The following is a 24,633-nucleotide window of genomic DNA, read 5'->3' on the forward strand; positions in this document are numbered from 1 at the left end:
GGAGCGAGTCACCCCCCGATACACAGAGTGATTGCGGCAGCTGCTACGGGTTGGGATTCCCGAAAATAGCTCGGTTTTCCCTGCGCATCGTTCGGGAGATCCGGCAATATCGTTCACGTTGAGTAGTTGCCTGCTTCGCTCAGCCCGCGCTCGCCACGGCGTTGAGCAGCTTGGTGGCCGTCGCGCAGGCCTCGTCGGTGATGATGTGGTCGGTGCCCGGGTCGATGCGCAGGTCCACCTCCGCGCCGGCCTGCTGCAACAGCGCGGCCGTCTCCTCGACGCGGTGCCGGGGCACCCACGGGTCGTCCTCGATGCTGCGCAGCACCACCGGAACTCCGCGCAGGGCCTTCTCGTCCGGCGTCGGCGGTGTCGTGCCGAGGTAGCCGCCGGTGAACAGGATCAGTCCGGCCGACGGCCGCGGCCTGCTCAGCACCAGGTGCGACAGCAGGCAGGCGCCTTGGGAGAAGCCCCACAGCACCACACGTTCACTGCCGAAACCGGCTCCGGCGAGCCGGTCGAGGCACGCTTCCAGCACCCGCACCGACCGGTCCAGCGCCGGCTGGTTGCGCTCGACCGGCTCCAGGAACGACCGCGGGTACCACGTGTTGCCCTCGGCTTCCGGCGCGAAGAACCGCGCCGGCGTCGTGCCGAACCGCTCGGCCGTCGCCCGCATGAACGCCGGGTCCTGGCCGCGGCCGTGCACGGCGAGCACGGCCGGTGCGGCCCGGTCCGCCGGGGCGCCCCACTCGGTGGGCGACGGGGTCACCGCGCTTCCTGGAGATCGAGGAACACCCACCGCGAACCGGGTGCCAGGCCGCTGAGCAGCTTGCCGCAGTGCTGCAGCACGACCGGGCTGGAGGTGATGTGCTGGGTGCCCGCGTGCAGGTCGCGGAAGAACCGTTGCAGGACGCCGTGGCGCAGGGCCGCCGTCGCCGCCCACTTGTAGACGGTCTGGCCCACCGCGTGCACCGACCACGTGGTGTTGTTGAGCATCAGCCGGGTCAGCGTCTCCTGCGCGGTGTCCAGCGGTTCGCCGCGGTCCAGGGTCGCTTCGTTGTCCGCCCAGACCTCCGTCGCCCACGCCCGCGCCGCGCGCAGTTTCGCCTCGGCCTGTGCGTACTCGGCGTAGAACTGCTGCGTGTCCACCGACGCGCCCGGGCTGCCGGTCTTCTTGGCCGCCAGCACTTTCAGCTCGTCGAGCATCCGGCGGCCGACCCCGAGCGCCCACCCGGTGTGGCAGACGCCCGCCATGTTCGCCAGTCCCATGCGGTAGACGGCGCCGCCGTGCCGGACGTCGGTGGTCGCGATGTCGTAGACGTGGCTCTCCGGCACGAAGACGTCCTCGCACACGTAGTCGTGGCTGCTGGTGGCCCGCAGGCCCATGACGTCCCAGTTGTCGATCACCGTGGCCTGCTCCTTGGGCAGCGTGAAGACCAGCGCCTCGCCGGTCTCCGCGCAGAGCGCGGCGGTGTGGATGTGGGTCGCCATCGAGATCCCGGACGCGAAGTGCCAGTGGCCGCTGATGCGGTAGCCACCGTCGACGCGCACGGCCGTGCCGAGCTTGGTGCCCTGGCCGGCGATGAGCGCGTGGCCGCCGTTGGCGGCGTCCGGGTACAGGTCCGCCGCGGCTTCCGGGCCGAGGTAGGCGGCCGTCGTGCCGGTGACCATCTGCACGGCCATGAAGGCCCAGCCCACCGAAGCGTCCGCATAGGACAGTTTGGCGATCGTGTCGATCACCTGGCGCGGCGAGAACTCGTAGCCGCCGAGTTCGCGGGGAATGCCGATCTTGAACGCGCCGGTGCCCTGCAGGGCCTTGGCGGGCTCGTCGGGCACGCGCCCGAGTACCTCGCCCTGGTCGGCGTTCTCCTCGATGACCGGCGCGATCGCGTCGAGCCGGGCCATGACCGCGTCGAATTCGGCGCTGACGTGCAGGTGGTTCACGATGTCCGTCCTCGGGTCCGCAGCGTGGCCAGTATCCAGTCGATGACGGGTTTCACGGTCTCGTCCGGGTTCGCCTCGAAGGTCAGGCCGTGCCCGTTGCCGGTGATGCCGAAGTCCGGCAGGTGCAGCTGCCAGGCGTCGGCCCCGGCGGCGATCAGGAACTCCACGACCTGCGGGGCGAAGCCGGCGAACGCCGACGCCCCGCCGGTCACCACCGCGACCGGCTTGCCCGCCAGCGCGGGGATGCGCCGGCCGCCGGCTTCGGCCGGGTCGGCGGCCGGCGGGTCACAGGTGATCTCCGCGCTGGTGAGCCCCCAGGTCAGCGTGCCGAAGCCGGGGAACTCGGCGAACGGGGGACCCATCGGCTCGATCGCGGCGATGGCCGCGACCCGGTCCGGCCGCGCGTCGGCGGTCAGCCAGCCGACCGGGCCGCCCGCCGAATGGGTGACCAGCACGGCTTCGCCCACGATGTCGAGCAGCCGGCCCAGCCGGTCGGCGTCCAGGCGTTGCGACTCGGCCAGGTCGGCGGGCAGCGGCCCCATCGGGCAGAGGAGCTGGTCGACGTGCTCGGGGCCGTACGTCCACTGCGTCTGCGCGTCTCGCACTTCCTCCGGGAAGAAGAGCGCTGCCGCCGCCTCGTAGGGGAACGGCGGTCCCATCGGGCCGACGACGTCGGGGTGGTACGGCGAGCGGCCGTGCCCGCAGCGGTCGACGACGTAGACGGCGAACCCCGCCTCGACGAACCGGGTCGCCCACCCCGGCCTGCCGTCGGGGGTGCCGGTCCAGTCCGTGCCCTGCCCGCCGCCTCCGTGCACGAGCACGAGCGGGACCGGGTGGGCGGCTCCCGGCGGCGCTTCCCAGTGCACGAACAGCGGCGCCCGCTGCACCGTCCCGTGCTCCGTGCGCACCCGGTCGCCGGGTACCCAGAACTGTCCACGCCGGACGGTGACTTCGTACCCGCCCGCCACGTGCGGTGCTGTCACGGTTCCCGCCCTCAGATGTCGATCGGTTCCAGCCGGCCGAGGATCTCGTCGCGGCGGTGTTCGAACTGTTCCGGCAGCTGGAACCGGGTGCCGAGCTCGTGCGGGGACTCGTCGCAGGTCCAGCCGCCGTCGGCGTGGGTGACGGCGAGCTCGAACAGCGCGCCGCTCGGCGTGCGCACGTAGACGCTCTTGAAGTACTTGCGGTCCTTGAGCTCCGAGATGTCGGTGTAGCCGCGCCCCTCGATCTCGAACTTCAGCGCGTCCTGGTTCTCCAGGGTGGCGGCGTTCCACGCGAAGTGGTGGTAGGTGCCGGCGCCGTAGCCCCAGGTGCCCTGGTCGTCGGTGCGGTTGACGGTGATCTCGAGGTGGTTGCCGTGCTTGGCGTCGCCGATCTGCAGGCCGATGACGTCGCCCTCCTCGGCGAGATCGTCCCTGGCGAAGAACGACTCGCCGGCGAACTCGACCATCCGGTCGGGCGTGGCCATGTGCACCCCGATGCCGTGGATGCCGTGGATCGCGTGCTCCGGCGGCACCCCGTGGCCGGGGTGGCCCACGCGCTTGTCGCCGCTGTTGCCGACGAACAGGTACTCGATGCCCGACGGGTGCCGGAACGCCAGCCGGCGCCTGCCGAACCGTTCGACGTCGGTGACCTCGACGCCGTGCTCGGTCAGCCGGCCGTGCCAGAAGTCCAGCGAGTGGTCCGGGACCGACAGCAGGACCTCGCGCGCCTGGTTGGTGCCGCGCTTGCCGAAGAACCCGGCCTGCGCCCACGGGAAGGTCGTGACCACGCTCGACGGGTCGCCCGCGGCGTTGGAGTAGTACAGGTGGTAGATCGGCAGGGAGCCGTCGAACAGGACGGTGCGCTTGATGAAGCGCATCCCGAGGATCTTGACGTGGAAATCGACGTCTTCCTGGGCGTCCGCCACGGAAAGCGTCACGTGGTGGGAACCCTGCACGTAGGTCATGGGTGGCTCCTCTGCGCCGAGATGTCCGCCGAGGCGAACTGTAGGAACGCGGCGCGCCGGTGTGTGGCGCGAGAGCGCACGGTGGTGTCGAACCAGCGCACTGGTCGGCGGCCGGGCGGCTGGGTACCGTGGGCTGACCGACCGTGGAGACGACGATGACGTCATTCACAGCGCTGACGGAGCAGTTCGAGGGCGTGGCACCGCGACCGATCACGTTGACGTCGTGGGCCGACGCCGTCCGGCGCAGCGTGCTGCGCTTCGAGTTCGACTGCGACCGGCCGGACAGGTTCACCGGCCGGGTCCGCGACCGGCACCTGCACGGCGTGAGCTTCGTCGACATGGCCTCCGGACGGCACGCCGCCTACCGCGACCACCGCACGATCCGGGAGGCGGACGCGGGGTTCTACGTACTCACCCTCCAGCTCGCCGGCGAGATCCGCATCGCGCAGGACGGCCGCGTCGCGCTGCTCAGGCCCGGGCTGTTCGCGTTGTACGACTCGGGCAAGCCGGCCACGCTGACCGTCGGCGACGGCTACCGCTCCACCTGCATCCGGTTCCCCAAGACGGCGATCAGCCCACGGCAGGACGACCCGCTGGCCGAGATCACCGCGTCGCCGTTCGCCTGCGCGCCGGGCCTCACCGACACCGTGTGGAGCACGGTGCTCAGCGTCAACCGCAACCTGGAGTCGCTCGGCACCCACGGGCCCACGGCGGTCCGGTCCCTGATGACGCTCGTCGGCACGATGCTGCGGAGCGAGCTCGGCCACCACGTCCCCGCCGGGCACTCGCACGAGGAACTGCTCGAGCGGGTCCTCGGCTACATCGACGACAACCTGGCCGACGCGGACCTCGGCCCCGGCCGGGTCGCGGCCGCGCACTTCCTTTCGTTGCGCGGGTTGCACAAGCTGTTCGAGCGGACCGGCACCACGGTGTCCCGCTACATCCGCGAGCGGCGCGTCGAACGCTGCCGGATGGACCTGACGGACCCCGCGCTGGCGCACACTCCGGCGTCCGCGATCGGCGCCCGGTGGGGGTTTCCGGGTGCGTCGCACTTCGGGCAGGTCTTCAAGCGGGAGACCGGTCTGGCGCCGGCGGAGTTCCGGCGGCAGAACGCCGGCGGTGCCCCTGAGCCACCCGGTTAGGGCGCGGTGTGGGGCTGCTGGGCAACAACAGTCCCACACCGCGACGACGCCTCAGGAGAGCTGGGCCACCTCCGCGTCCGTCAACGCCTTGCCCACCACCTCGACGTCGTCGACCGCGCCGGTCCACGGGTCGACGTTGCGGCCGTCGTACTTGGCTCGGCCGACCGTGAACGCGCCGGTGCTGATCAGTGCCGGGCCGGCCGGGGCCGTCGCCACCTTGACCCCGTCCACGTACAGCCGGATCTCGTTGCCCGCCCGCACGCCCGTCAGCTCGTACCAGCGGCCGAGCTCCGGCACGACCTCGTAGCGGGCCCGGTTGCCGCCCGGTGTGCTGAACGCGAACGCGCCCTGCCCGTACTGCAGGTAGAACGGGCTCTCCCGCTCCCTGCCGTCTTGGCTCACCGCGGTCGCGTAGTTGCCGGGCAGCGCGTCGAGCCGCACCTTCGCCGACACCGTGTAGTCGCCGGTCGTGTCGACGACCGGGCCGTAGGTGTCGGCCGAGCCGCCCGTGAACTGCAGCGCGCCGTCCTTGAAGGACGCACCCGTCGGGGTGAGCGTCAGTGGGTTGTTGCCGCCGCTCGAGTCCTTCGCGATGCTTCCGCCGCGCTCGTCGAGCTTCCACTCGCCCTTGCCCGCGTACGGGTAGGGCTTGCCCGCGTCGGCGCCGGCCTCGATCACGCGCCGGTTGATCTCGCGGACCGGACCCGGGTCGACCTTGATGCGCTTGCGGTCGTACGTCCAGAGCCCGTTCAGCTCGCCTTCCAGGTCGGTGACCTGCGTGTAGACCGACGCCGACAGCTCGGCGCGCGCCTGCCCGAGGTAGAACGTGCGGGTGTTGTCGACGTACTTCGCCGTCAGCGCCGCCTTGTCCGCCACCCCGCTGTAGATCGCGATCGGCGCACCCGGCCACTGGTGCCCCGGCGTGCGCAGCGTGAAGCCGCCGTGCTCGCCGTCCATCGCGACGCGCCGCCCGTCCGAGTGCGCCGGGTCGGTGTTGTTGTAGTCGTGGTGGTCGATGACGTCGCCCGCGCCCGAGTCACCCTTGGAGGCGCAGCAGTTCACCCCGCTGTGGGCGTTGACGATCCGGCTCGGGTCGGTGGCCTTGACCTGGTCGGTGATCCGGCCGGTGGCGGCCTTGTCCCACTCGCCCCAGCCCTCGTTGAACACGATCCACGCGTAGACCGACGGGTAGTTCTGCAGCTGGTGCATCTCTTCCAGGCCTTGGCTGAGCCACGCCTGCTGCGCCGCGGGGTTGTTGCCGTCCTCCACGGACACGAAGTCCTGCCACACCAGCAGTCCCAGCTGGTCCGCGTGGTAGTACCAGCGGGCCGGCTCGACCTTGATGTGCTTGCGGACGGCGTTGAAGCCGAGGTCCTTCTGTGCCTTCAGGTCGAAGACGAGGGCCTCGTCGCTCGGCGCGGTGTTCAGGCCGTCCGGGTAGAAGCCCTGGTCCAGCTGCATCAGGGAGAAGAACGGCTTGCCGTTGAGCGTCAGCTTCGGCGTGCCGCCGACGTTCGTGATGCCGGTGGACCGCATGCCGAAGTAGCTCTTGACCTTGTCGCCGCCCAGCCTGATCTCCAGCTGGTACAGGTACGGGTCGTCCGGCGTCCACAGGTGCGCGTTGGGCACCGGCAGCTTCAGGTTCGCGTTCGCCGGCCCGGTGACCGTGCCGACGAACCGGCCACGCGAATCCTTGGCGACCGCCGTGACGGTGGCATTGCCCGCGGACTTGACGTTCAGCGCCAGCGAGCTGGTGGTGAGGTCGGGCGTCGTCTTGATCTCGTCGATGCCCTTGTCCGCCACCGGTTCCAGCCACACCGTCTGCCAGATGCCCGACGACGGGGTGTAGAAGATCCCGCCGGGGTTGGCCGACTGCTTGCCCTTGGGCTGGTACGGCCCGGTCGTGTCGGTGACGGCGACGACGATCTCCTGCTCGTCACCGCGCTTGAGCGCGTCGGTGATGTCCGCGCTGAACGCCGTGTAGCCGCCGGTGTGCTCCGCGACGAGCTTGCCGTTGACCCAGACCTTGGCCTGGTAGTCGACCGCGCCGAAGTTGAGCTTGAGGCGCTGCCCGCCGCCGATCTTCCAGTCGCGCGGGACGGTCACCGTGCGGCGGTAGAACATGTGGTCCTCGTGCCGTTCGAGCCCGGAGAGCTGCGACTCGATCGGGTAGGGCACGATCACCTTCTCGGGCAGCCGCTTGCCGAACGTCGGCTGCTGGCCCTCCCGGGCGGCCGAGAACTCCCACGGGCCGTTGAGGTTGACCCACTTGTCGCGCTCGAGCTGCGGCCGCGGGTACTCCGGCAGCGGGTGGCGCGTGTCGACGTTCTCGCCCCACGGCGTCCGGAGGCGTTCGGTCGACGCGTTCGCGACGATGCGCCCGGCCTTGCCGATCTTCGTGCCGTTCACCGCGAGCGCGCCCGCTCCGTCGTAGTAGAGCGTGACCCGCTGGCCCCGCAACACTTTTTCGGCCAGCTGGATCGTCGCCCGGGTGCGGCTCGTCGCGATGGACGAGACCGGCATCGGCGTCGCGTCGACCTCGATGCGCAGGTGGTCGGCCAGGTCGTTCGTGCCCGAGACCCGGCCGTCGAAGTCGGCCGTGAGCGTGCGGCCGTCCTTGGCCACGTCCGCCGTGCGCGGCACGACCTGGAAGCCGGCCGGCGGCGTGAAGGCCGACAGCGGCACGATCTGCTTCGCGATGGCCGCGCTCGACCAGCGCAGGAACATGTTGGCGCCGCCGGTGTCCTGGAACATCTCCAGCCTGAAGTCGTACTGCTTCCCGGCGGTCAGCGTGACCGGCGCGCTGGTCTGCTCCTTGTCCCAGTCGCCGACCCAGTGGTCGATCACCGGCGCGCCGTCGAGGAACAGCCGGAAGCCGTTGTCCCCGATGGCGTAGAACGTGTAGTCGCCGGTCTGCGGCACGGCGAGCTGCCCGGTCCACCGGGCGGTGGTGTGCTCCGTGCGGCCGGTGACCAGTCCGAAGACCGACGTCAGGTCGGGGTGGTCGACCTCCGAGTCGAGTGCGGTGCCTGCCAGGTTGGCGAAGTCGTGCGCGTCCGGCGCCGACGGCGTGAAGTACTCGGCCTTCAGACCGTGCACGGGCTCGGCGGCGCCCGCGGGCGGCGTGCCCGACGCGACACCCAGCGCCACCAGCAGGGCGACGAGGACGGAAGCGGCTCTTCTCATCGACGAGGTCCTCTTTCATTTTTACAACGTTGTAAAACGCTCTCCGGGTGATCCAAACAGACAACTCGGACGCATATCTACCGCCGAACGGCGGTATCTCGACGGTGCTCGGCCCCGCTCGCAACCACGTTGGGCATCATGACCGCATGAGCCTGTCTCCGGCGGAGGAGCCGCCGCTACGGATCAGCGTCGACGACCGTCCCGACGACCTTCGCTCCCTGGCGGACTGGCTGCGGCGGGAGGACCAGCTTCGCGGCCGGGTGAGCTTCCGCCCGGCCGCCCGGCCGGGGGACGGCGAGATGGGCGGTGTCGTCGACGTGCTCAGCGTCGCGTTCGGGGCCGGTGGGGCCGGGGCCGTGCTCGCCGGGACGCTGTCCACCTGGCTGGCGAGCAGGCGTGCCGATCTCAAGGTCACCGTGACCGCACGCGACGGCGCCAAGGTCGAGCTGGACGCGCGCCGCGTCCGGGACGTGGCCGAGGTACTGCGCGAGCTGGAGCGGCTGGCGCACGGACCGGACCAGCCGGAGTGAGCCGGTTCCCTGACCGTTCGCGCTCGCACGTGGTGCTGCTGGGAGCCGGCCGGTTCCGGGACCCGGTGCTGACCGAGTTGCCTGCCGTGAGCGAAAACCTGCTGGCTCTGCGCGGTCGCTTCACCGACCCCGGCACCGGCGTGTTCGCCGCCGAAAACTGCGTGACGGTCCCGGAGGACGCCTCGGTCGCCGAAGCCGGCCGGCTGGTGAACCGGTGCGCGGAGCAGGCCCGGGATCTGCTGCTCGTGTACTACGCCGGGCACGGGCTCGTCGACGACCGCGGCCGGCTGCACTTGGCGCTGCACCACACCGAGACCTCGTCGCTGAAGTACAGCGCCCTCCCGGTGGACCTGCTGCGGGAGGACATCGGCGCCAGCCCCGCCGAGGCACGGATCCTGATCCTCGACTGCTGTTTCGCGGGTCGCGCCATCGACGTGATGGCCGGCGACGCCTCCCTGATCGGTGCCCAGCTCGAGGCAGCGGGGACCTACACCCTCGCCTCGACGACCGCGACCGCGCCCGCCTACGCACCGCACGGGCAGCGGTTCACCGCGTTCACCGGCGCGCTGCTCGACGCGCTGGGCAACGAAACTCCGTTGCCGCTGGACGAAATCTACTTGCGCGTGGACCGGGAACTGGCTTCCCGCAACCTGCCGCGGCCGCAGCGGCGGGCCACCAACACCGCCGGCCGCCTGTGCCTTTCGCGGGGGCCGGGAGAACCGGTGCCACCAAACGAATCGTCCGCCCGTGAGGTCACCTTCCGGCGTGCTCCGGCGGCGCTTCGCCGCCGGCAACGGCAGGTCGCGGTCCGCATGGCCGCCGGGACCGCCGCCATTTCCGCGTCCCTGGGTGTGTTGTTCGCCGTGCTGAACCACGACCCCGACTGGCCGCGGGCGATCCTGGTCTACGGCGGGTTTTCCGCGCTGGTGGTCCTGGTGATCGCGCTGCTGACGACCGCGATCACCCCGAAGCAGGCGGAACTGGTCATCGACTCGGCCGGGATCACCATCGGAACCGAGCGGCAGCGCTCGACCGTGCACTGGGCGGACGTCTCCGATGTCGGCGTGCTCCGGCCACCGCGGGGGTCGGTGAATCCCGCGTTGAAGAAGGTCTACGCCGCCAACCACCTGCTGGTCGTCCGCTACCGGCCGGAGGTGCCGGTTCCCGCCGCCGGGATACCGAGTCTGTCCCGCCGGCTGCACGAGCTGGGCTATGTCGCCTTGGGTCCGATCGGGGCCTTCGACGCCGACCGGGAGAAGCTGCTCGCCGCGCTCGGCCGGTTCGGCGGCCCCCGGCTGTTCCGCACGGAGCGGGAGCTGCTCGGCCGCGATCCCCGGCTGCGGCCGGAGCTGATCTGAACCCGCTCGGCGGAACGCCACCCCACCACACGAGAGGCGGTCGCGCCGGCGCTTTGATCCGGTGCCGGCCGCCCGATCAGCCGGCCGGCTCGCCTAAGAGCCGGCCGGAGCCTTCGGCCAGCGGGCGGAGCGCCGTCCGGGCTTCGCGAGTGCCGCCGCGTCCCAGTCGCTTCTGCCGAAGTGCCGCGTGCGCTCGCCGGTGGCGGTGACCGTGGACGGTGGCCGCCCGGGGCCCAGCTTTTGAGAGACGGCCTGGTGGCAAGGCGGGCAAGCCGGAACGTGCGTCTCGTTCGGACTGCCGGGAAGCCGCACAGTGGCGCCCGGGTGCGCGGTTCCGGTGCAGATCTGGTGCTGGTGGCCGGCCGGGGCGCACAAGCAGCGGCACTCCGTCACGGCCGGTCGTAGGTGTAGAAGCCGCGGCCGGTCTTGCGGCCGAGGAGCCCCGCGTCGACCATGCGGGCCAGCAGCGGCGGTGGCGCGTGGAGCGGCTCCTTGAACTCCTCGTACAGGGATTCGGCGACGGCCTTGGTGGTGTCGAGGCCGATCAGGTCGGCGAGGGCGAGCGGGCCCTGGGGGTGGGCGGCGCCGCGGACCAGGCCTTCGTCGATGGCTTCGCGGGTCGCGAAGCCGGACTCGAGCATGCGGATCGCGGCGAGGATGAACGGGATCAGCAGCGCGTTGACCACGAACCCGGCGCGGTCCCGGCAGAGGATCGCCTGTTTGCCCAGCACGTCCTGGGCGAAGGTCCGGGCCCGGGCGACCGTCGCCTCGGTGGTCAGCAGGCTGGGCACCAGCTCGACCAGCGCGAGCACCGGTACGGGGTTGAAGAAGTGCACGCCGACCACCTGGGCCGGGCGCTCGGTCGCGGTGCCCAGCTTCATGATCGGGATGGACGAGGTGTTCGACGCGAGGATCGCGTCCGGGGCGGTGACGATCTTGTCCAGCTGCCGGAACAGCTCGGTCTTGACGGCCTCGTCCTCGACGATCGCTTCGACGACGAACGTGCGATCGGCCAGGTCGTCGAGGGTGTCGGTGACGCGGATCCGGCGCAGGACCTCGGTGGCGTCCGGGATCTTGCCCTTCTGCTCCGCGCGGTTCAGCGAGGCTTCGAGCCGGCGACGGCCGTCGTCCGCGCGGGCGGGGTCCGCTTCGACGACCACCACGTCCAGGCCGGCCCGGGCGCACACCTCGGCGATCCCCGCACCCATCTGCCCGCATCCGACCACGCCAACGCGTTCCATCGCCGCCACCTCTCCGGGACTCGGTACCATCGAGACGGTACTGAGTACCGGCGAGTAGCTGAAGGTCCTATGACGACCGCCACGCCCTACGCTGGGCCACGACCGCGAGGAGGCATGGATGACGGCCAAGGAACGCCTGGTCGAAGCGGCGTTCTCGCTGTTCGCCGAGCGCGGCTACGACCAGACGACGGTCGACGACATCACCGAGCGGGCCGGCGTCGGCCGAACGACCTTCTTCCGCACCTTCCGGGCGAAGGAAGACGTGATCTTCCCGGACCACGAAGTGCTGCTCCAGGCCATCGAGGCGCGGCTCGGCGGCGCGACCGAGCAGACCGCGCTGCTCGCGGTCACCGAAGGCGCCCGGCTGGTCCTGCGGCACTACCTCGCCGAGGGCGAGCGGGCGCGGACGCGGTACCGGCTGACCCGCAGCGTTCCGGCCTTGCGCGACCGCGAGATCGCGGGAGTCCAGCAGTACCAGCGGTTGTTCCGGGGTTTCCTGCACGACTGGATGGGCGGCGGGGAGGACACGGCGTTGCGAGCGGAGCTGATGGCGGGCGCCGTCGTGACCGCGCACAACCACGTGCTGCGCCGGTGGCTCAGTGGTCGGGCCGACGACCCGCTGCGGGAGTTCGACGCGGCGATGGCGGAGACGGTCGGTCTCTTCACCGCCGCCGGTGAGGACGAGGCGTCCATTGTGGTCTTTCGGACGAAGAAAGACCTCAACGCCCTCCTGCCCGAGCTGAACCGGGTGCTCGGCCGAAACCCCTGAGCCGGATTCCTTTCAGCGCAATGTCCACTGCTGGTTCGGCTGCCCATTGCACGCCCACAGGACCAGCTGGGTGCCGTTGGCGGTGCCCTGTCCGTACGCGTCGAGGCAGAGACCCGACTGGACCCCGGTGATCGTGCCGTTCGCCGCGATCGTCCACTGCTGGTTGGCCTGGCCGTGGCAGTCCCAGACGATCACCGGGGTGCCGTTGGCCGTTCCGTGGCCGGACGCGTCCAGGCACTTGGTGCCGCCCACCGTCAGCTCCTGACCCGCCCGGGTCCACGCCTGGCCCGCCTGCCCGCCGCAGTCCTGCAGCCGCACCTGCGTGCCGTTGGCCGCGCTCGCGGCGTCCGCGCAGCGGCCCGACTGCGTGCCGACGAGCTGCTGTGCCGAGGCGGTGCCGATGCTGCCCGGCACGGACCGCAGCGCGCCGAACCAGGTGGCGGCCATCTTGTCGTAGCCGGTCGCCGTGGGGTGGACGCCGTCGATCAGGTCGGCGGTGGTCAGCGCCGAGTGCATGTCCACCAGGTGCACGTGCTTCCCCGCGTTCTGGTTGCTCTGCACGATGCCGGGGATCGCGGAGTTGAACGTTCGGGCCGCCGACTCCTGGCCGGAGTTGGCCAGCGGAATGATCGTCGCGACGAAGACCTCGGCGTCCGGTGCCGTCGCGGTGATGTGGTCGATCAGCCCGGACAGCCGGGCCGGCGCGCGGCCGGTGTCGTAGTTCTGCAGGATGTCGTTGGTGCCGATGTGCAGCAGCACCGTGTGCGAGCCGGTGTTCCGCAGCCAGGTGACGACGTTCGCGTCGATCTGGTCGATGCGCCAGCCCGGATGGCCCTCGTGGTCGTGGTCGCCGAGCGCGGCCGGGCCGTTGTACTGAGAGCCGGTGAAGTCGACCCGGTAACCGCCCGCGACCAGGCGTTGCCACAGCCCTATCCGGTACCCGCCGGGGACTTGCGTGCCGTCGGTGATGGAGTCGCCCAGCGGCATGACCCGGACCCCGCCGTTGGATTCGGCGGCGGCCGGGGTGCCCGGCAGCAATGCGCTCAGGAACAGGACCGCCGCGGCCGCGATGAGCCGGATTCTCATGGTTCTCCCCGATCGTTTCACCCGAAGGTCCACTGCTGGTTCGCTTGCCCCGTGCACGTCCAGAGCCGGACGGCGGTGCCGTTGGCGGTACCGCCGCCGGTCACGTCGAGGCAGAGTCCGGATTGGACACCGGTGACGGCGCCGGCCGGGGTGACCTGCCAGCGCTGGTTGGCACCGCCGTTGCAGGTCCAGACGACGACGTTGGTGCCAGGGGTGGTGCCCTGCCCGGAGGCGTCCAGGCACCGGGTGCTGTCTCCGCTGTAGACGGTCAGTTCCCCGGCGGTGGTCCGGGTCCAGGCCTGGTTGGTGCCGCCGTGGCAGTCCCAGATCTGCACCTGGGCGCCGGGGGTGGTGGCGGCGCCGTTGACGTCCAGGCACTTGCCCGCCCCGGCCGCGCGCACCGGGCCCGCGGCCGGACCGGTGCCGCGCGGGCCCGCGGCGGCGATGACCTGCTGGGCGCCGGTGGGCCAGTTGGTGCCGCTCACCTGGATGTTGCCGGTCAGGACGTTGTTGTGCGGTGGCCCGGTGGCGACGTTGGTCGCGCCGCCGTTGTACCAGTTGCCGCTGAACGTGCTGTCGTTGGTGTTGTTGGTGCCGCTCGCGTTGGTGAAGGCCCAGACCCCGGAGTCCTGGATCACGTTGGCCGACAGGGAAACGTACCGGGAGCCTTCGTCCAGGTACAGGCCGACCGTGCGGTTGTTGTCGTAGACGTGGTTGTGGTCGAACGAGCTGCCCGGGTTCGCGGAGAGGTTGTAGAGGCTGCCGCCGTCGTGCATGAGCTTCTTGGTGCCGTGCACCCGGTTGTAGCTGACGACGGTGTCGCGCAGCGTCGTCGCGGTGGAGTACACCGGCTGGTAGTTGTACAGGCCGCGGTTGCGGTAGTCCTGGCTGCCGCCCGGGTCGTTCGCGCCCCAGCCCCAGCCGACGTCGATCCCGTCGTAGGTCAGGTTCGCCACGTCGTTGTGCGTGATCACGGCGTGCGTGACGTAGGTCGACAGGATGCCGGCCATTTCCCGGTAGTCGAGGGCGACCCGGCTCACCGTGTTGTCCGACAGCGTGATGTCGCGGTTGGTCATCGCCGGGTTCGACGGGTGGTGGGCGTCCGGGCGCACGCCGCCGACGACGATGCCCGCGCCCGAGTCCTCGGTGAAGGTGTTGTGGTCCACGGTGATCGAGGACGCCCCGAGCCCGACCCCGGACGCGTGCGCGTTCGCGTCGTTGCCGATGCCGAGCGCCACCTGGCCGAGGTGGGTGAAGGTGTTGCCGCTGAACGTGATCCCGGTGGCGGCCGAGACCTGGATGGCGGCCGGGGCCTGCGCCCAGCTGTTGCGGGCGCCTTCGAACAGCGGGCAGCCCGACTGGCACGAGCTCAGGAAGTCGGCCGGCATCGGCGCCGCGGCCGGGAGGAACGTGCCGCTCTGCTGGTTGGCGTAACCGGCCGACGTGCCCGGCGTGAGCCACGTCGTGTGCTCGAAGTGCAGTCCCTTGAACGCGAGGCCCCGCACCGGGTTGTCGTAGCTGCCGCTGATCCGCAGCAGCGACGTCAGCCGCGGCAGCTCGACGTCGTGGCCGCCGGGGACCCACCCGCCGGGTGCCTTGTAGTAGAGCCGCCCGGCCTGCGGGTCCAAGTACCACTGGCCGGTGTTCTTGAGGAACGAGTAGGAGTTCTCCAGGTACAGCTGGCCGCCGCCGAAGGGCTTGGCCAGGGTGTCGTAGCCCCAGTTGTTGTTGTTCCACGCCGGTTGCTGCATGACGATCGACGTGCCGCTGACGTGGTCGACGGGGGAGTACCGGTCGGTGAAGGAGTTCTGGCTCTCCACCTCGATCCGGTTCTGCTGCGGCAGCGTGGCGAGGTAGTTCAGCGCGGGGTTGACGATGGTCAGGCCGGACGTCGTGACCTGCACGTCGCCGCGGGAGAGGGGGATCGACGCGCGCGGCGCGAGCGCCCCGTCCACGAACAGCTGCCGGGAGTCGGTGCCCGGCGGCACGGACGCCACCCAGACGTTCTGGTTCGCGTCCTGCATCGTCCAGCCGGTGACCGCGGAGCCGCCGGAGAGGATCGGCGTCTGGCCGGCCGCGGCCTGCCAGGTGACGGTGTGGCCGTTCTGGCCGGAGTCGGCGCTGGTGAACGTCAGCGGGGCGGCGAGCCGGTAGGTGCCGCCGGCGAGCTGCACGACCACGTCGCCACCGGCCGCCTGGGCGCGGGCCAGCTGCTGTGCCCTGGCCGGGGTGGCGACGGGCTGCTCGGGGGTGCCGGGGTTGGCGTCGTCACCGTTCGGCGCCACGGCGATGGTGACGGTCGCGGCGTGCGCGGCCGGCGCGGCGAGCGCGGTCACCACGAGGGCGGCCGCGAACGCGGCGGCCACGAATCCGGTGCGCGGCGGCATGGCGGCTACCTCCCTGGGGACGGGGATGTGTGTGACTCATGCCAGGCCATGATCCCCGCCCGGCCGGAGGATCGGCACGGGCCTCGCGCCGCTCGACTTTCCACCTGCGGGAACGCGTGTAAGTTTCATTCCGCTTCCGCGGCTGTTGACCTGGTGACCGGGGTGCGAGGTACAGTCACTGGCCGGCGCCCACTGAGTCATACTCATCGGGTGACCAGCGACGAGGAAACCGCACTGCCGGCGCCCTACCGGCCCGGCTACGAACTGGTGGCCGAGCAGATCCTGCGGCTCATCGCCGAGCTGGAGCTGCGACCCGGTGACCGGATGCCGACCGAGGTCGAGCTGGCGGCGCGGATGGGGACCAGCCGGACCGTGGTGCGGGAGGCCGTCAAGATCCTCTCGGCGATCGGCCGGGTACGCGCGCACAAGGGACGTGGGCTGTATGTGTCCGACGACGAGGGCATGCTCGGCGCCTCGCGGTGGGGCGGGTTCTTCCTGCCCGCCGACCTCGACCACGTCTACATGCTCTTCGAGTTCCGCCGGGTGCAGGAGACGGCCGCCGGCCGGCTGGCGGCGGTCAACGCCACCCCGGCCCAGCTGCGCGCGATCGAGGCCGCCGCCGAAACCTGCCGCGACGGTCACCTGACCGGCCGCACCGCGCTGTTCGACCGCGGTGACGACGACTTCCACCTCGGGATCGCCACCGCGTCGCACAACCAGTTCCTCGTCGCGGCCGTGCGCGAAGCCCGCCGCCTGCAACGCCAGTCGAACATCATCGGGATGTCCGGCGCGGTCGGCGGGCACGCGGCGGGCGCGATCGAGGAACACGCCGCGATCTTCCGCGCGATCCGCGACGGCGACCCGGACGCGGCGGCCGACGCGGTCGCCGTCCACCTCGACAACACCCTGGAGGACTACCGCCGCGAGATCCAGCGCCGCCTCTTCGGCTGACGAACTCACTGCGGGCTGCCCGGAAACGACCCGGGGGAGCACGCGGTGAGTTCAGTCCTTTGTGGACTCAGGGACGCCGTCGGCGGGCGAGATCCGGTGCGCGTGGGTAATTTTCACGATGGATTGACCTTTGCCGCCGGCGGCTCCTATCTTGGCTCTTGTCCGTTCGGTCGGTAACCGGGCGGTTTCGCAGCGCGCACCCCGCGCGCTCCTTGCGCTCCTGAAGAGGAGTACCTGTGACGACGCTGTCTCGTACTCTGCGCGCGGCCCTCCTGCTCGCCGTCCTGCTCGTGGGGATCGCGGCGCCGGTGTCGGCCGCGCCCACGGCGGCCTTCTCGATCCTGGTGTTCTCCAAGACCACCGGTTTCCGGCACGACTCCATCCCGGCCGGGATCGCCGCGATCCGGCAACTGGGGCAGCAGAACGGCTTCGCGGTCGAAGCCACCGAGGACGACTCGGTGTTCACCGACGCCGGCCTGGCCCCGTACGCCGCCGTCGTCTTCCTGTCCACGACCGGCGACCCGGTCGGCACGCAGGCCGGGAAGGACGCCTTCCGGCGCTACATCGAGCGCGGTGGCGGGTTCGCCGGCATCCACGCGGCTTCCGACAGCGGGTACGACTGGGCCTGGTACGGCCAGCTGGTCGGCGCCTACTTCAAGCAGCACCCGGCGCAGCAGAACGCGCTCGTGAAGGTCGAGGACGCGAACCACCCGTCGACGCAGGGGCTGCCGGCGCAGTACACCCGGTTCGACGAGTGGTACGACTTCCGGACGAACCCGCGCCCCGCCGTGCACGTGCTGACCACTGTGGACGAATCCAGCTACTCGGGCGCCACGATGGGCGCGGACCACCCCACGACGTGGTGCCACGACTTCGACGGCGGCCGCGCCTGGTACACCGGCATGGGCCACACCGTCGAGAGCTTCAGTGAACCGAACTTCCTGCACCTGCTGCTGGGCGGGATCCGCACGGCGGCCGGGGCGGTGCCCGCGAACTGCTCGGTCACCACGACACCGCCGCCGGCGGGCAAGCAGATCGTGGGCGCGCAGTCGGGCCGGTGCGTGGAGGTGCCGAACGCCTCGACGGCGAACGGGACCCAGGTGCAGCTGCGGGACTGCGTGGCGGGCCAGGCGAACCAGACGTGGACCTACACCGCGGCCAAGCAGCTGACGGTGTACGGGAGCAAGTGCCTGGACGCGTCCGGCCGCGGCACGGCCAACGGCACGCCGGTGATCATCTGGGACTGCACCGGGCAGCCCAATCAGCAGTGGAATGTTAGCGCGAACACGATCACCGGCGTCCAGTCGAACCTCTGCCTGGACGCTTCCGGCCGGGGTACGGCCAACGGCACGAAGATCATCCTGTGGTCGTGCGCCGGGCAGACCAACCAGCAGTGGTCCCTGCGCTGAACCGTCCCCGCCACCCCTTCGCCCCGAGGAGAGCCATGTCCGGATTTCCCGCGCTGCGCCGCGGCGCACTGGCGGTGGCCGCGGTACTGGCCGCCGCCCTGGCACCGGTGCTCACCACACCGGCGGGCCCGGCCGCCGCGGCGGCGCTGCCGCCGGACTCGAAGTTCCAGAAGGTCACGCTGCACACCGAGACCGGCAACCCGATGGCGCTGGACGTGGCCCCGGACGGGCGGGTCTTCTACATCGACCGGCTCGGTGACGTGAAAGTCGTCAAGCCCGACGGCACCACCGTTCTCTCGACGCACCTGAACGTCTTCACGGCCAACGAATCCGGCGGCCTCAACATCGCGCTCGACCCGGGCTTCGCCACCAACCAGTGGGTTTACGTCTACTACTCGCCGAACAACGCCGGCAACGTCGACCGGCTGAGCCGGTTCACCGTCGGCGGCGACACCATCGACCAGTCGACCGAGAAGGTCGTGCTCGACGTGCCGGTGCAGCGCGCGGAATGCTGCCACCACGGCGCGGGCCTGGTCATCGACAAGAAGAACGGGAACCTGTGGTTGTCGCTGGGGGACAACACGAACCCGTTCGCCTCGGACGGCTACAGCCCGCTCGACCGGCGGTCCGGCCGCGCGTACTGGGACGCCGAACGCACCGCGGGCAACACCAACAGCCTGTCCGGCAAGGTCCTGCGGATCCACCCGGAAGCCAACGGGACGTACACGATCCCTTCGGGCAACCTGTTCGCGCCCGGCACGGCCGGCACCCGCCCGGAGATCTACACGATGGGTGAGCGCAACCCGTTCCGGATGGGCCTCGACCCGAAGACCGGCTACCCCCTGGTCGCCAACTACGGCCCGGACGCGCCGAACGCCAGCTCGACCCGCGGCCCGCAGAACACCGTGGAATGGGACGTCCTCAGCAAGCCGGGCAACGCCGGGTGGCCGTTCTGCGTCGGCCCGAACCTGGCCTACAACCAGTACGACTTCGCCACCGGCACGTCCGGCGCGCCGTTCGACTGTGCCGGCGGCCCCACCAACAGCTCGCCCAACAACACCGGGCTGACGAAGCTGCCCCCGGCCGTCCCGGCCCAGGTGTACTACCACTACCAGGCCGACCCGGCGCACTTCCCGCAGCTGTCCGGCGGCGCGCCGATGGCAGGCCCCGTCTACCGGTTCGACCCGAACCTCGCCTCCACCCGCAAGTGGCCGGCGGACTTCGACGGCCGCGCGGTCTTCGCCGAGTGGAACACCAGCTCGATGTACACCTTCCAGCTCGACAGCGGCGGCACCACCGTCACCTCGATCGATCCGCTGCTGCCGTCGGTGAAGTTCAACCGGCCGATGGACTTCGAGTTCGGCCCGGACGGCGCGCTCTACGTCATCGAATGGGGCACCGGGTACGGCGGCGGCAACAGCGACGCGGCCATCGTCCGGGTCGACTACCTCGGTGGCGGCTCCGCCGCGCCGGTCGCGAAGGCCGCCGCGGACCGCACCAGCGGGCCCGCCCCGCTGACCGTGAACTTCTCCAGCGCCGGCTCGGCCGACCCGGGCGGCTCGACGTTGCGCTACAGCTGGAACTTCGGGGACGGCACCACGTCCACCGCGGCGAACCCGAGCCACACCTACGCCGCCGGGAACTACACGGCCGTGCTCACCGTGACCAACTCGGCCGGGGCCACCGGCACCGCGAGCGTCGCCGTCACCGCGGGCAACACGGCACCGGCGGTCACCATCACCACCCCGCCGGCGGGCGGGCTGTTCGAGTGGGGCGACAAGGTGCACTTCGCCGTCACGGTCACCGATCCCGAAGACGGCGCGATCGACTGCGCGCAGGTGACCATCCAGGCCTACCTCGGCCACGACGAGCACGGGCACCCGCTCGACCAGTACCACGGGTGCACCGCCGATGTGCAGACCACGCTTTCCTCGGGACACAGCGAAAACGACAACATCTTCTACGTCGTCGAAGCGTCCTACACGGACAAGGGCGGCGCCGGGGGAGCGGGCCCGATCACCACTCGCGCCCAGGCGATCCTGCAACCCGAGATGAAGCAGGCCGAGTTCTTCACCGCCACCGGCCGCACCGCGGACGGGAAGGGCACCGACACCCCGGGCGTCACCGTGGAGGCCGCCACCGACCCGATGGGCGGCGGCAGCAGCGCGGCGTTCGTCCAGGACGGCGACTGGTGGTCGGTCGACCCGATCGCACTGGACAACATCACCGGTCTCCACGTCCGCGCGTCTTCGGGCGGCTCCGGCGGCACGCTCGAGGTACGCCGCAACGCGCCGGACGGCGCACTCGTCGCCTCGGTGCCGGTCACCGGCACCGGCGGCTGGCAGAACTGGCAGGACTTCGCGGTCAGCCTGACGAACCCGCCCACCGGCACCGGCAAGCTCTACTTCGTGGCCCGCAACCCCGCCGGCCAGAGCGGCGCCGCCTACCTGTTCAACGTCAACTGGGTGCACTTCACCGGCGCCGGGGTCGGCCAGCCCGGCACCCCGCCGCCGCCGGGCAAGCAGATCGTGGGGACGCAGTCCGGCCGGTGCGTCGAGGTGCCGAACTCCTCGACGGCCAACGGGACCCAGGTGCAGCTGCGCGACTGCGGCAGCCAGGCCGCCAACCAGCAGTGGACCTACACCAGCGGCAAGCAGCTGGTGGTCTACGGGAACAAGTGCCTGGACGCGTCCGGTCAGGGCACGGCCAACGGCACGGCGGTCATCATCTGGGACTGCCACAACCAGGCGAACCAGCAGTGGAACGTCAACGCGAACGGCACGATCACCGGCGTCCAGTCCGGGCTGTGCGTCGACGCGAACGCCCAAGGCACCGCCAACGGTACGAAAGTCATCCTCTGGTCCTGTGGTGGCCAGGCCAACCAGCAATGGAGCCTGCGGTGAAACGTCTGCTCGCCTTCCTCCTCCTCTTGCCGCTCGCGGCGCTGTTCGCGACCGCCGCGCCGGCCGAGGCCGCCACGCTGACCCGCGTCACCGGGTTCGGCGCCAACCCGACCAACCTCGGCATGTACCTGTACGTGCCGGACAACGTGGCGCCCAAACCGGCCCTGCTCGTGCTGGTGCACTACTGCGGGGGTTCGGCGAGCGCGATCTTCAACGGCAACGGGCACGACTACGCCACGGCGGCCGACCGCTACGGCTACCTCGTCGTCGTGCCCGAGGCGACCCGGGACGGGCACTGCTTCGACGTGTCGACGAAAGCGGGCCTGACGCGCGACGGCGGCAGCGACTCCACCGGCATCATGGCGATGGTGGCCTGGACCCGCCAGCACTACAACGTCGATCCCGGCCGGATCGTCGTCAGCGGCTTCTCCTCGGGCGCCATGATGACCAACGTCCTCGCCGCCGAGTACCCGGACGTCTTCTCCGCCGGCGCCGCGTTCTCCGGCGTGCCCGCCGGGTGCTTCGCGACCACCGACGGCTCGCTCTGGAACAGTCAGTGCGCGGGCGGGAACGTCGTCAAGTCCGCGCAGCAGTGGGCCGACCAGGCCCACGCCATGTACCCCGGTTACTCGGGCAGCTACCCGCGGATGCAGCTGTGGCACGGCAACCAGGACACCACCCTGGCCTACCCGAACTACGGCGAAGAGATCAAACAGTGGACCGCGCTGCGCGGGCTGGGCCAGACGCCGTCGTACACCGACCACCCGCAGTCGTCGTGGACGCGGAACCGCTACGGCGGCACCGGCACCCAGGCACCCGTCGAGGGCATCACGATCGCCGGTACCGGCCACACCCTGCCCCAGGCCGGGATGCTCGCGTACGCCATCTCGTTCCTCGGCCTCGACGCCGGTGGGAGCGCGACGACCGGCGCGCCGGTGCGGTCGGTGGCCGCGGGCCGGTGCCTGGACGTGCCGGGCCAGTCGACCACCCAGGGCACGCGCCTGCAGGTCTGGGACTGCCACGGCGGCGCGAACCAGACGTGGACGGCCACGGCGACCGGGGAGCTGACCGTCTACTCCGGCGGCTCGCTGCGCTGCCTGGACGCCGAAGGCGCCGGGACCACGCCCGGCACGGCCGCGATCATCTGGGCGTGCCACGGCGGCGCCAACCAGAAGTGGCAGGTCAATTCCGACGGCGCGATCACCGCGACGCAGTCGGGGCTCTGCCTCGAACTCGCGGGCGCGACCGCGAACGGCACCGCCGTCCGGCTCGGGACCTGCACCCACGCCACCACCCAGCAATGGACCCGGAACTGACCGGGGAAAGGAGCGCACGCGATGAGGTTCAGACGTCTGCTCACGTCGGCCGCGATCGGGGCGCTGCTGATGACGCCCGCGATCGGCACCGCCCAGGCCGCCGTCCCCGGTGCGGCGGCGGCAGGCACCGCGGGCTGCGGGGCCGCTCCCGGCCTGGCCAGCGGTAGCCACACGATCTCGAGCGGCGGCCAGAACCGCAGCTACATCCTGCGGGTGCCGGCGAACTACGACAACTCCCACCCGTACCGGCTGTTCGTCGGGCTGCACTGGCGCGGCGGTACGGCCAACGACGTCGACTCCGGCGGGACCGACGGCTACAACTGGTCCTACTACGGGCTCCGGCGGCTGGCCGACAGCGCGGGCAACAGCACGATCTTCGTGGCGCCCCAAGGCAACGGCAACGGCTGGGCCAACCCGGGCGGCCAGGACGTCACCTTCATCGACGACCTGCTGAGGCAGCTGGAGTCGGCGTTGTGCGTCGACACCTCGCAGGTGTTCGCCGGGGGGTTCAGCTACGGCGGTGCCATGAGCTACGCGCTCGCCTGCGCCCGGCCGACGGTCTTCCGCGCGGTCGCCGTCTACTCCGGGGCGAACCTCAGCGGCTGCAGCGGTGGCACCCAGCCGGTCGCGTACATCGGCATGCACGGCATCGGGGACAACGTCCTGCCCATCGCGTCCGGACGCGCGCTGCGCGACCAGTTCGTCCGGAACAACGGCTGCACCCCGCAGAACCCGCCGGAGCCGGCGAGCGGCAGCCACACCCACATCGTCACGGCCTACTCCGGCTGCCGCGCCGGCTACCCCGTGGTCTGGGCCGCCTTCGACGGCGGCCACGACCCCGGCCCGCGCGACGGGTGCACCTGCAGCGGCTGGCAGACCTGGACCTCGGGTGAGGTGTGGAAGTTCATCACGCAGTTCGACTCGTCGACCCCGCCGTCCGGAGCACCGGTGCAGGTCGGGGTGAACTACACCCTGGTGGCCGAGCACAGCGGCAAGCTCCTGGACATCAGCGGCGTCTCCACCGCCGCCGGCGCCCGGCTGCAGCAGTGGACGGCCACCGGCGGCCAGAACCAGCAGTTCGACTTCCTCGACTCCGGCGACGGCTACTACCGCGTCCGGGCCCGGCACAGCGGCCTGGTGCTCCAGGTGGCCGGCTCCGCCACCGGCGCGGACATCACGCAGCAGCCCGACTCCGGTGCCGCGGCGCAGCAGTGGCGGGTCACCGACCAGGGTGGCGGCGTGGTCAGCCTGGTCAACCGGCTGAGTGGCCTGGCGATGGACGTCTGGGAAGCTTCGAGCGCCGACGGCGCCCGGGTGTCCCAATGGACGTACACCGGTGCGGCCAACCAGCGGTTCCGGCTCCAGCGCGCCTGAGGCGGCCATATCCTCGAGTGAGCCCGTTAAGACAACGACGTCTTGGGAGAGCGAACGTGTCCATCGCCGAGTCACCCGAACTCCGTCCGACCCTGGCCGATGTCGCGCGGGCGGCCGGGGTGTCGACCGCCACCGCGTCCCGCGTGCTCAACGGCTTCGCCCGGGTGCGGCCGAAAACGCGCCAGCAGGTCGAGTCGGCGATGTCGGCGCTGGGGTACGCCCGCCAGCGTGCCGCGCGAGCCGCGGCCGGGCCCACCGGCTCGGTCGCGCTCGTGGTGTGCGAGGAGGTTCCGCGGCTGTTCGCCGATCCCTACTTCGCCCGCGTCGCGGCCGGGGTCGGCAAGGCGCTGAACGGGGTCGGCCTGCAGCTGGTGCTGCTCACCGTGCCCGCGACGGAGAACTACCAGGCCCCGGTGGTCCGGTACCTCGACGGCGGGCACGTCGACGGCGCGCTGGTCATCGGGATGCACGGCCGGCGCCCGCTCGATCTGGGCTGGCTCGGCATCCCGGTGGTGTTCGGCGGCCGGCCGGTCTGCGGCCGGGAGCCCGGCCGGTTCTCCTACGTCGACGTCGACAACCGGGGTGGTGCCCGGCGGGCCACCCAGCGCTTCCTCGACGCGGGACGGCGGACCGTGGCGACCATCGCCGGCCCGCAGGACATGACGGCCGGGGTGGACCGGCTGCTCGGCTACCGGCAGGCGGTGGCGGGCGCCGGCCACGGCGACCGGGGGCTGGTGGTGTTCGGGGACTTCGGGCAGGCGTCCGGTGAGCACGCCACCGCGCGCCTGCTGGACCGGAGACCGAACGTCGACGCCATCTTCGCCGCGTCGGACATGATGGCGGTGGGCGCGATGCGGGCGTTGCGCCGCGCGGGGCGGCGGGTGCCCGGCGACGTGGCGGTGATCGGGTTCGACGACCTGCCGATCGGGCGGCGCACGGATCCGCCGCTGACGACGGTGCGGCAGCCGATCGAGGAGATGGGCGCCCGGATGACGGCCGAGTTGCTGGCGATGCTCGGTGGCTCGGGCGGCCCCCGCTGCGCGGTGCTGGACACCGAGCTGGTCACGCGCATCTCGGGATGACTCCTGTTGT

The 24,633-nt window shown here is 71.2% G+C and carries 18 protein-coding genes; 10 read left to right on the top strand and 8 right to left on the bottom strand.

Going from position 1 to position 24,633, the window contains the following annotated elements; translation table 11 throughout:
- Positions 1-139 precede the first annotated feature (139 nt).
- From AB0J40_RS34115 to AB0J40_RS34130, 4 genes are read right to left on the bottom strand one after another with little or no spacing between them, the layout of a single operon-like run.
- Positions 140-766: a phospholipase gene (locus tag AB0J40_RS34115; protein ID WP_364461454.1), complete on the bottom strand. Its 627-nt coding sequence runs from the start codon at positions 764-766 to the stop codon at positions 140-142.
- Positions 763-1,941, bottom strand: coding sequence for an acyl-CoA dehydrogenase family protein (locus AB0J40_RS34120; RefSeq protein WP_364461456.1), 1,179 nt, complete (start codon positions 1,939-1,941; stop codon positions 763-765). The genes AB0J40_RS34115 and AB0J40_RS34120 overlap by 4 nt, the downstream gene beginning before the upstream one ends.
- Positions 1,938-2,924, bottom strand: a complete 987-nt coding sequence (locus AB0J40_RS34125; protein ID WP_364461459.1) for an alpha/beta fold hydrolase — start codon at positions 2,922-2,924, stop codon at positions 1,938-1,940. Before AB0J40_RS34125 ends, AB0J40_RS34120 begins: the two co-directional genes overlap by 4 nt.
- An 11-nt stretch (positions 2,925-2,935) precedes the next feature.
- Complete coding sequence (locus AB0J40_RS34130; RefSeq protein WP_364461462.1) at positions 2,936-3,889, bottom strand: VOC family protein; 954 nt, start codon at positions 3,887-3,889, stop codon at positions 2,936-2,938.
- 155 nt (positions 3,890-4,044) lie between these two features.
- Between AB0J40_RS34130 and AB0J40_RS34135 the strand changes: the two genes are divergently transcribed.
- Entirely contained in the window at positions 4,045-5,031 is a 987-nt protein-coding gene (locus tag AB0J40_RS34135; protein ID WP_364461465.1) for a helix-turn-helix domain-containing protein, read from the top strand.
- Positions 5,032-5,082: 51 nt separating this feature from the next.
- Here the strand turns inward: AB0J40_RS34135 and AB0J40_RS34140 are convergent, their stop codons facing one another.
- Positions 5,083-8,217, bottom strand: a complete 3,135-nt coding sequence (locus tag AB0J40_RS34140; RefSeq protein WP_364461468.1) for a PA14 domain-containing protein — start codon at positions 8,215-8,217, stop codon at positions 5,083-5,085.
- Between the two features lie 146 nt (positions 8,218-8,363).
- On the opposite strand from AB0J40_RS34140, the gene AB0J40_RS34145 reads away from it, so the two are divergent.
- Both AB0J40_RS34145 and AB0J40_RS34150 read left to right on the top strand, forming a co-directional pair.
- Positions 8,364-8,747, top strand: a complete 384-nt coding sequence (locus tag AB0J40_RS34145) for a hypothetical protein (RefSeq protein ID WP_364461471.1) — start codon at positions 8,364-8,366, stop codon at positions 8,745-8,747.
- Complete coding sequence (locus AB0J40_RS34150; RefSeq protein ID WP_364461474.1) at positions 8,744-10,105, top strand: caspase family protein; 1,362 nt, start codon at positions 8,744-8,746, stop codon at positions 10,103-10,105. The genes AB0J40_RS34145 and AB0J40_RS34150 overlap by 4 nt, the downstream gene beginning before the upstream one ends.
- 389 nt (positions 10,106-10,494) lie before the next feature.
- Here the strand turns inward: AB0J40_RS34150 and AB0J40_RS34155 are convergent, their stop codons facing one another.
- On the bottom strand, positions 10,495-11,355 hold the full coding sequence (locus tag AB0J40_RS34155) for a 3-hydroxybutyryl-CoA dehydrogenase (protein WP_364461476.1): 861 nt from the start codon (positions 11,353-11,355) through the stop codon (positions 10,495-10,497).
- 109 nt (positions 11,356-11,464) lie between these two features.
- On the opposite strand from AB0J40_RS34155, the gene AB0J40_RS34160 reads away from it, so the two are divergent.
- The gene (locus tag AB0J40_RS34160) at positions 11,465-12,115 is read left to right on the top strand and encodes a TetR family transcriptional regulator (RefSeq protein WP_364461479.1); all 651 of its coding nucleotides are present in this window, start codon (positions 11,465-11,467) and stop codon (positions 12,113-12,115) included.
- 12 nt (positions 12,116-12,127) lie between these two features.
- Here the strand turns inward: AB0J40_RS34160 and AB0J40_RS34165 are convergent, their stop codons facing one another.
- Complete coding sequence (locus AB0J40_RS34165; RefSeq protein ID WP_364461482.1) at positions 12,128-13,201, bottom strand: ricin-type beta-trefoil lectin domain protein; 1,074 nt, start codon at positions 13,199-13,201, stop codon at positions 12,128-12,130.
- A gap of 17 nt (positions 13,202-13,218) precedes the next feature.
- A complete protein-coding gene (locus AB0J40_RS34170; RefSeq protein ID WP_364461485.1) occupies positions 13,219-15,588 on the bottom strand; it encodes a ricin-type beta-trefoil lectin domain protein in 2,370 nt (789 codons plus the stop codon).
- A 210-nt stretch (positions 15,589-15,798) separates the two neighbouring features.
- On the opposite strand from AB0J40_RS34170, the gene AB0J40_RS34175 reads away from it, so the two are divergent.
- The 6 genes from AB0J40_RS34175 to AB0J40_RS34200 all read left to right on the top strand — a co-directional run bounded on the left by AB0J40_RS34175 (position 15,799) and on the right by AB0J40_RS34200 (position 24,623).
- Entirely contained in the window at positions 15,799-16,539 is a 741-nt protein-coding gene (locus tag AB0J40_RS34175) for an FCD domain-containing protein (RefSeq protein ID WP_364461487.1), read from the top strand.
- 236 nt (positions 16,540-16,775) lie between these two features.
- Entirely contained in the window at positions 16,776-17,948 is a 1,173-nt protein-coding gene (locus AB0J40_RS34180) for a ThuA domain-containing protein (RefSeq protein WP_364461490.1), read from the top strand.
- 35 nt (positions 17,949-17,983) lie between these two features.
- Positions 17,984-20,851 (top strand): PQQ-dependent sugar dehydrogenase, encoded by a 2,868-nt coding sequence (locus tag AB0J40_RS34185; protein ID WP_364461493.1) that lies wholly within the window; start codon positions 17,984-17,986, stop codon positions 20,849-20,851.
- Positions 20,848-22,167, top strand: coding sequence for a PHB depolymerase family esterase (locus AB0J40_RS34190; RefSeq protein WP_364461496.1), 1,320 nt, complete (start codon positions 20,848-20,850; stop codon positions 22,165-22,167). Before AB0J40_RS34185 ends, AB0J40_RS34190 begins: the two co-directional genes overlap by 4 nt.
- Positions 22,168-22,188: 21 nt before the next feature.
- Positions 22,189-23,541 carry an RICIN domain-containing protein gene (locus tag AB0J40_RS34195; RefSeq protein WP_364461499.1) on the top strand — a complete coding sequence of 451 codons (1,353 nt, stop codon included), beginning with the start codon at positions 22,189-22,191 and terminating at the stop codon, positions 23,539-23,541.
- Between the two features lie 56 nt (positions 23,542-23,597).
- Positions 23,598-24,623: a LacI family DNA-binding transcriptional regulator gene (locus AB0J40_RS34200; RefSeq protein ID WP_364461502.1), complete on the top strand. Its 1,026-nt coding sequence runs from the start codon at positions 23,598-23,600 to the stop codon at positions 24,621-24,623.
- Positions 24,624-24,633: the final 10 nt, after the last annotated feature.

This window comes from Amycolatopsis sp. NPDC049691, assembly GCF_040675005.1.
Lineage (GTDB): Bacteria > Actinomycetota > Actinomycetes > Mycobacteriales > Pseudonocardiaceae > Amycolatopsis.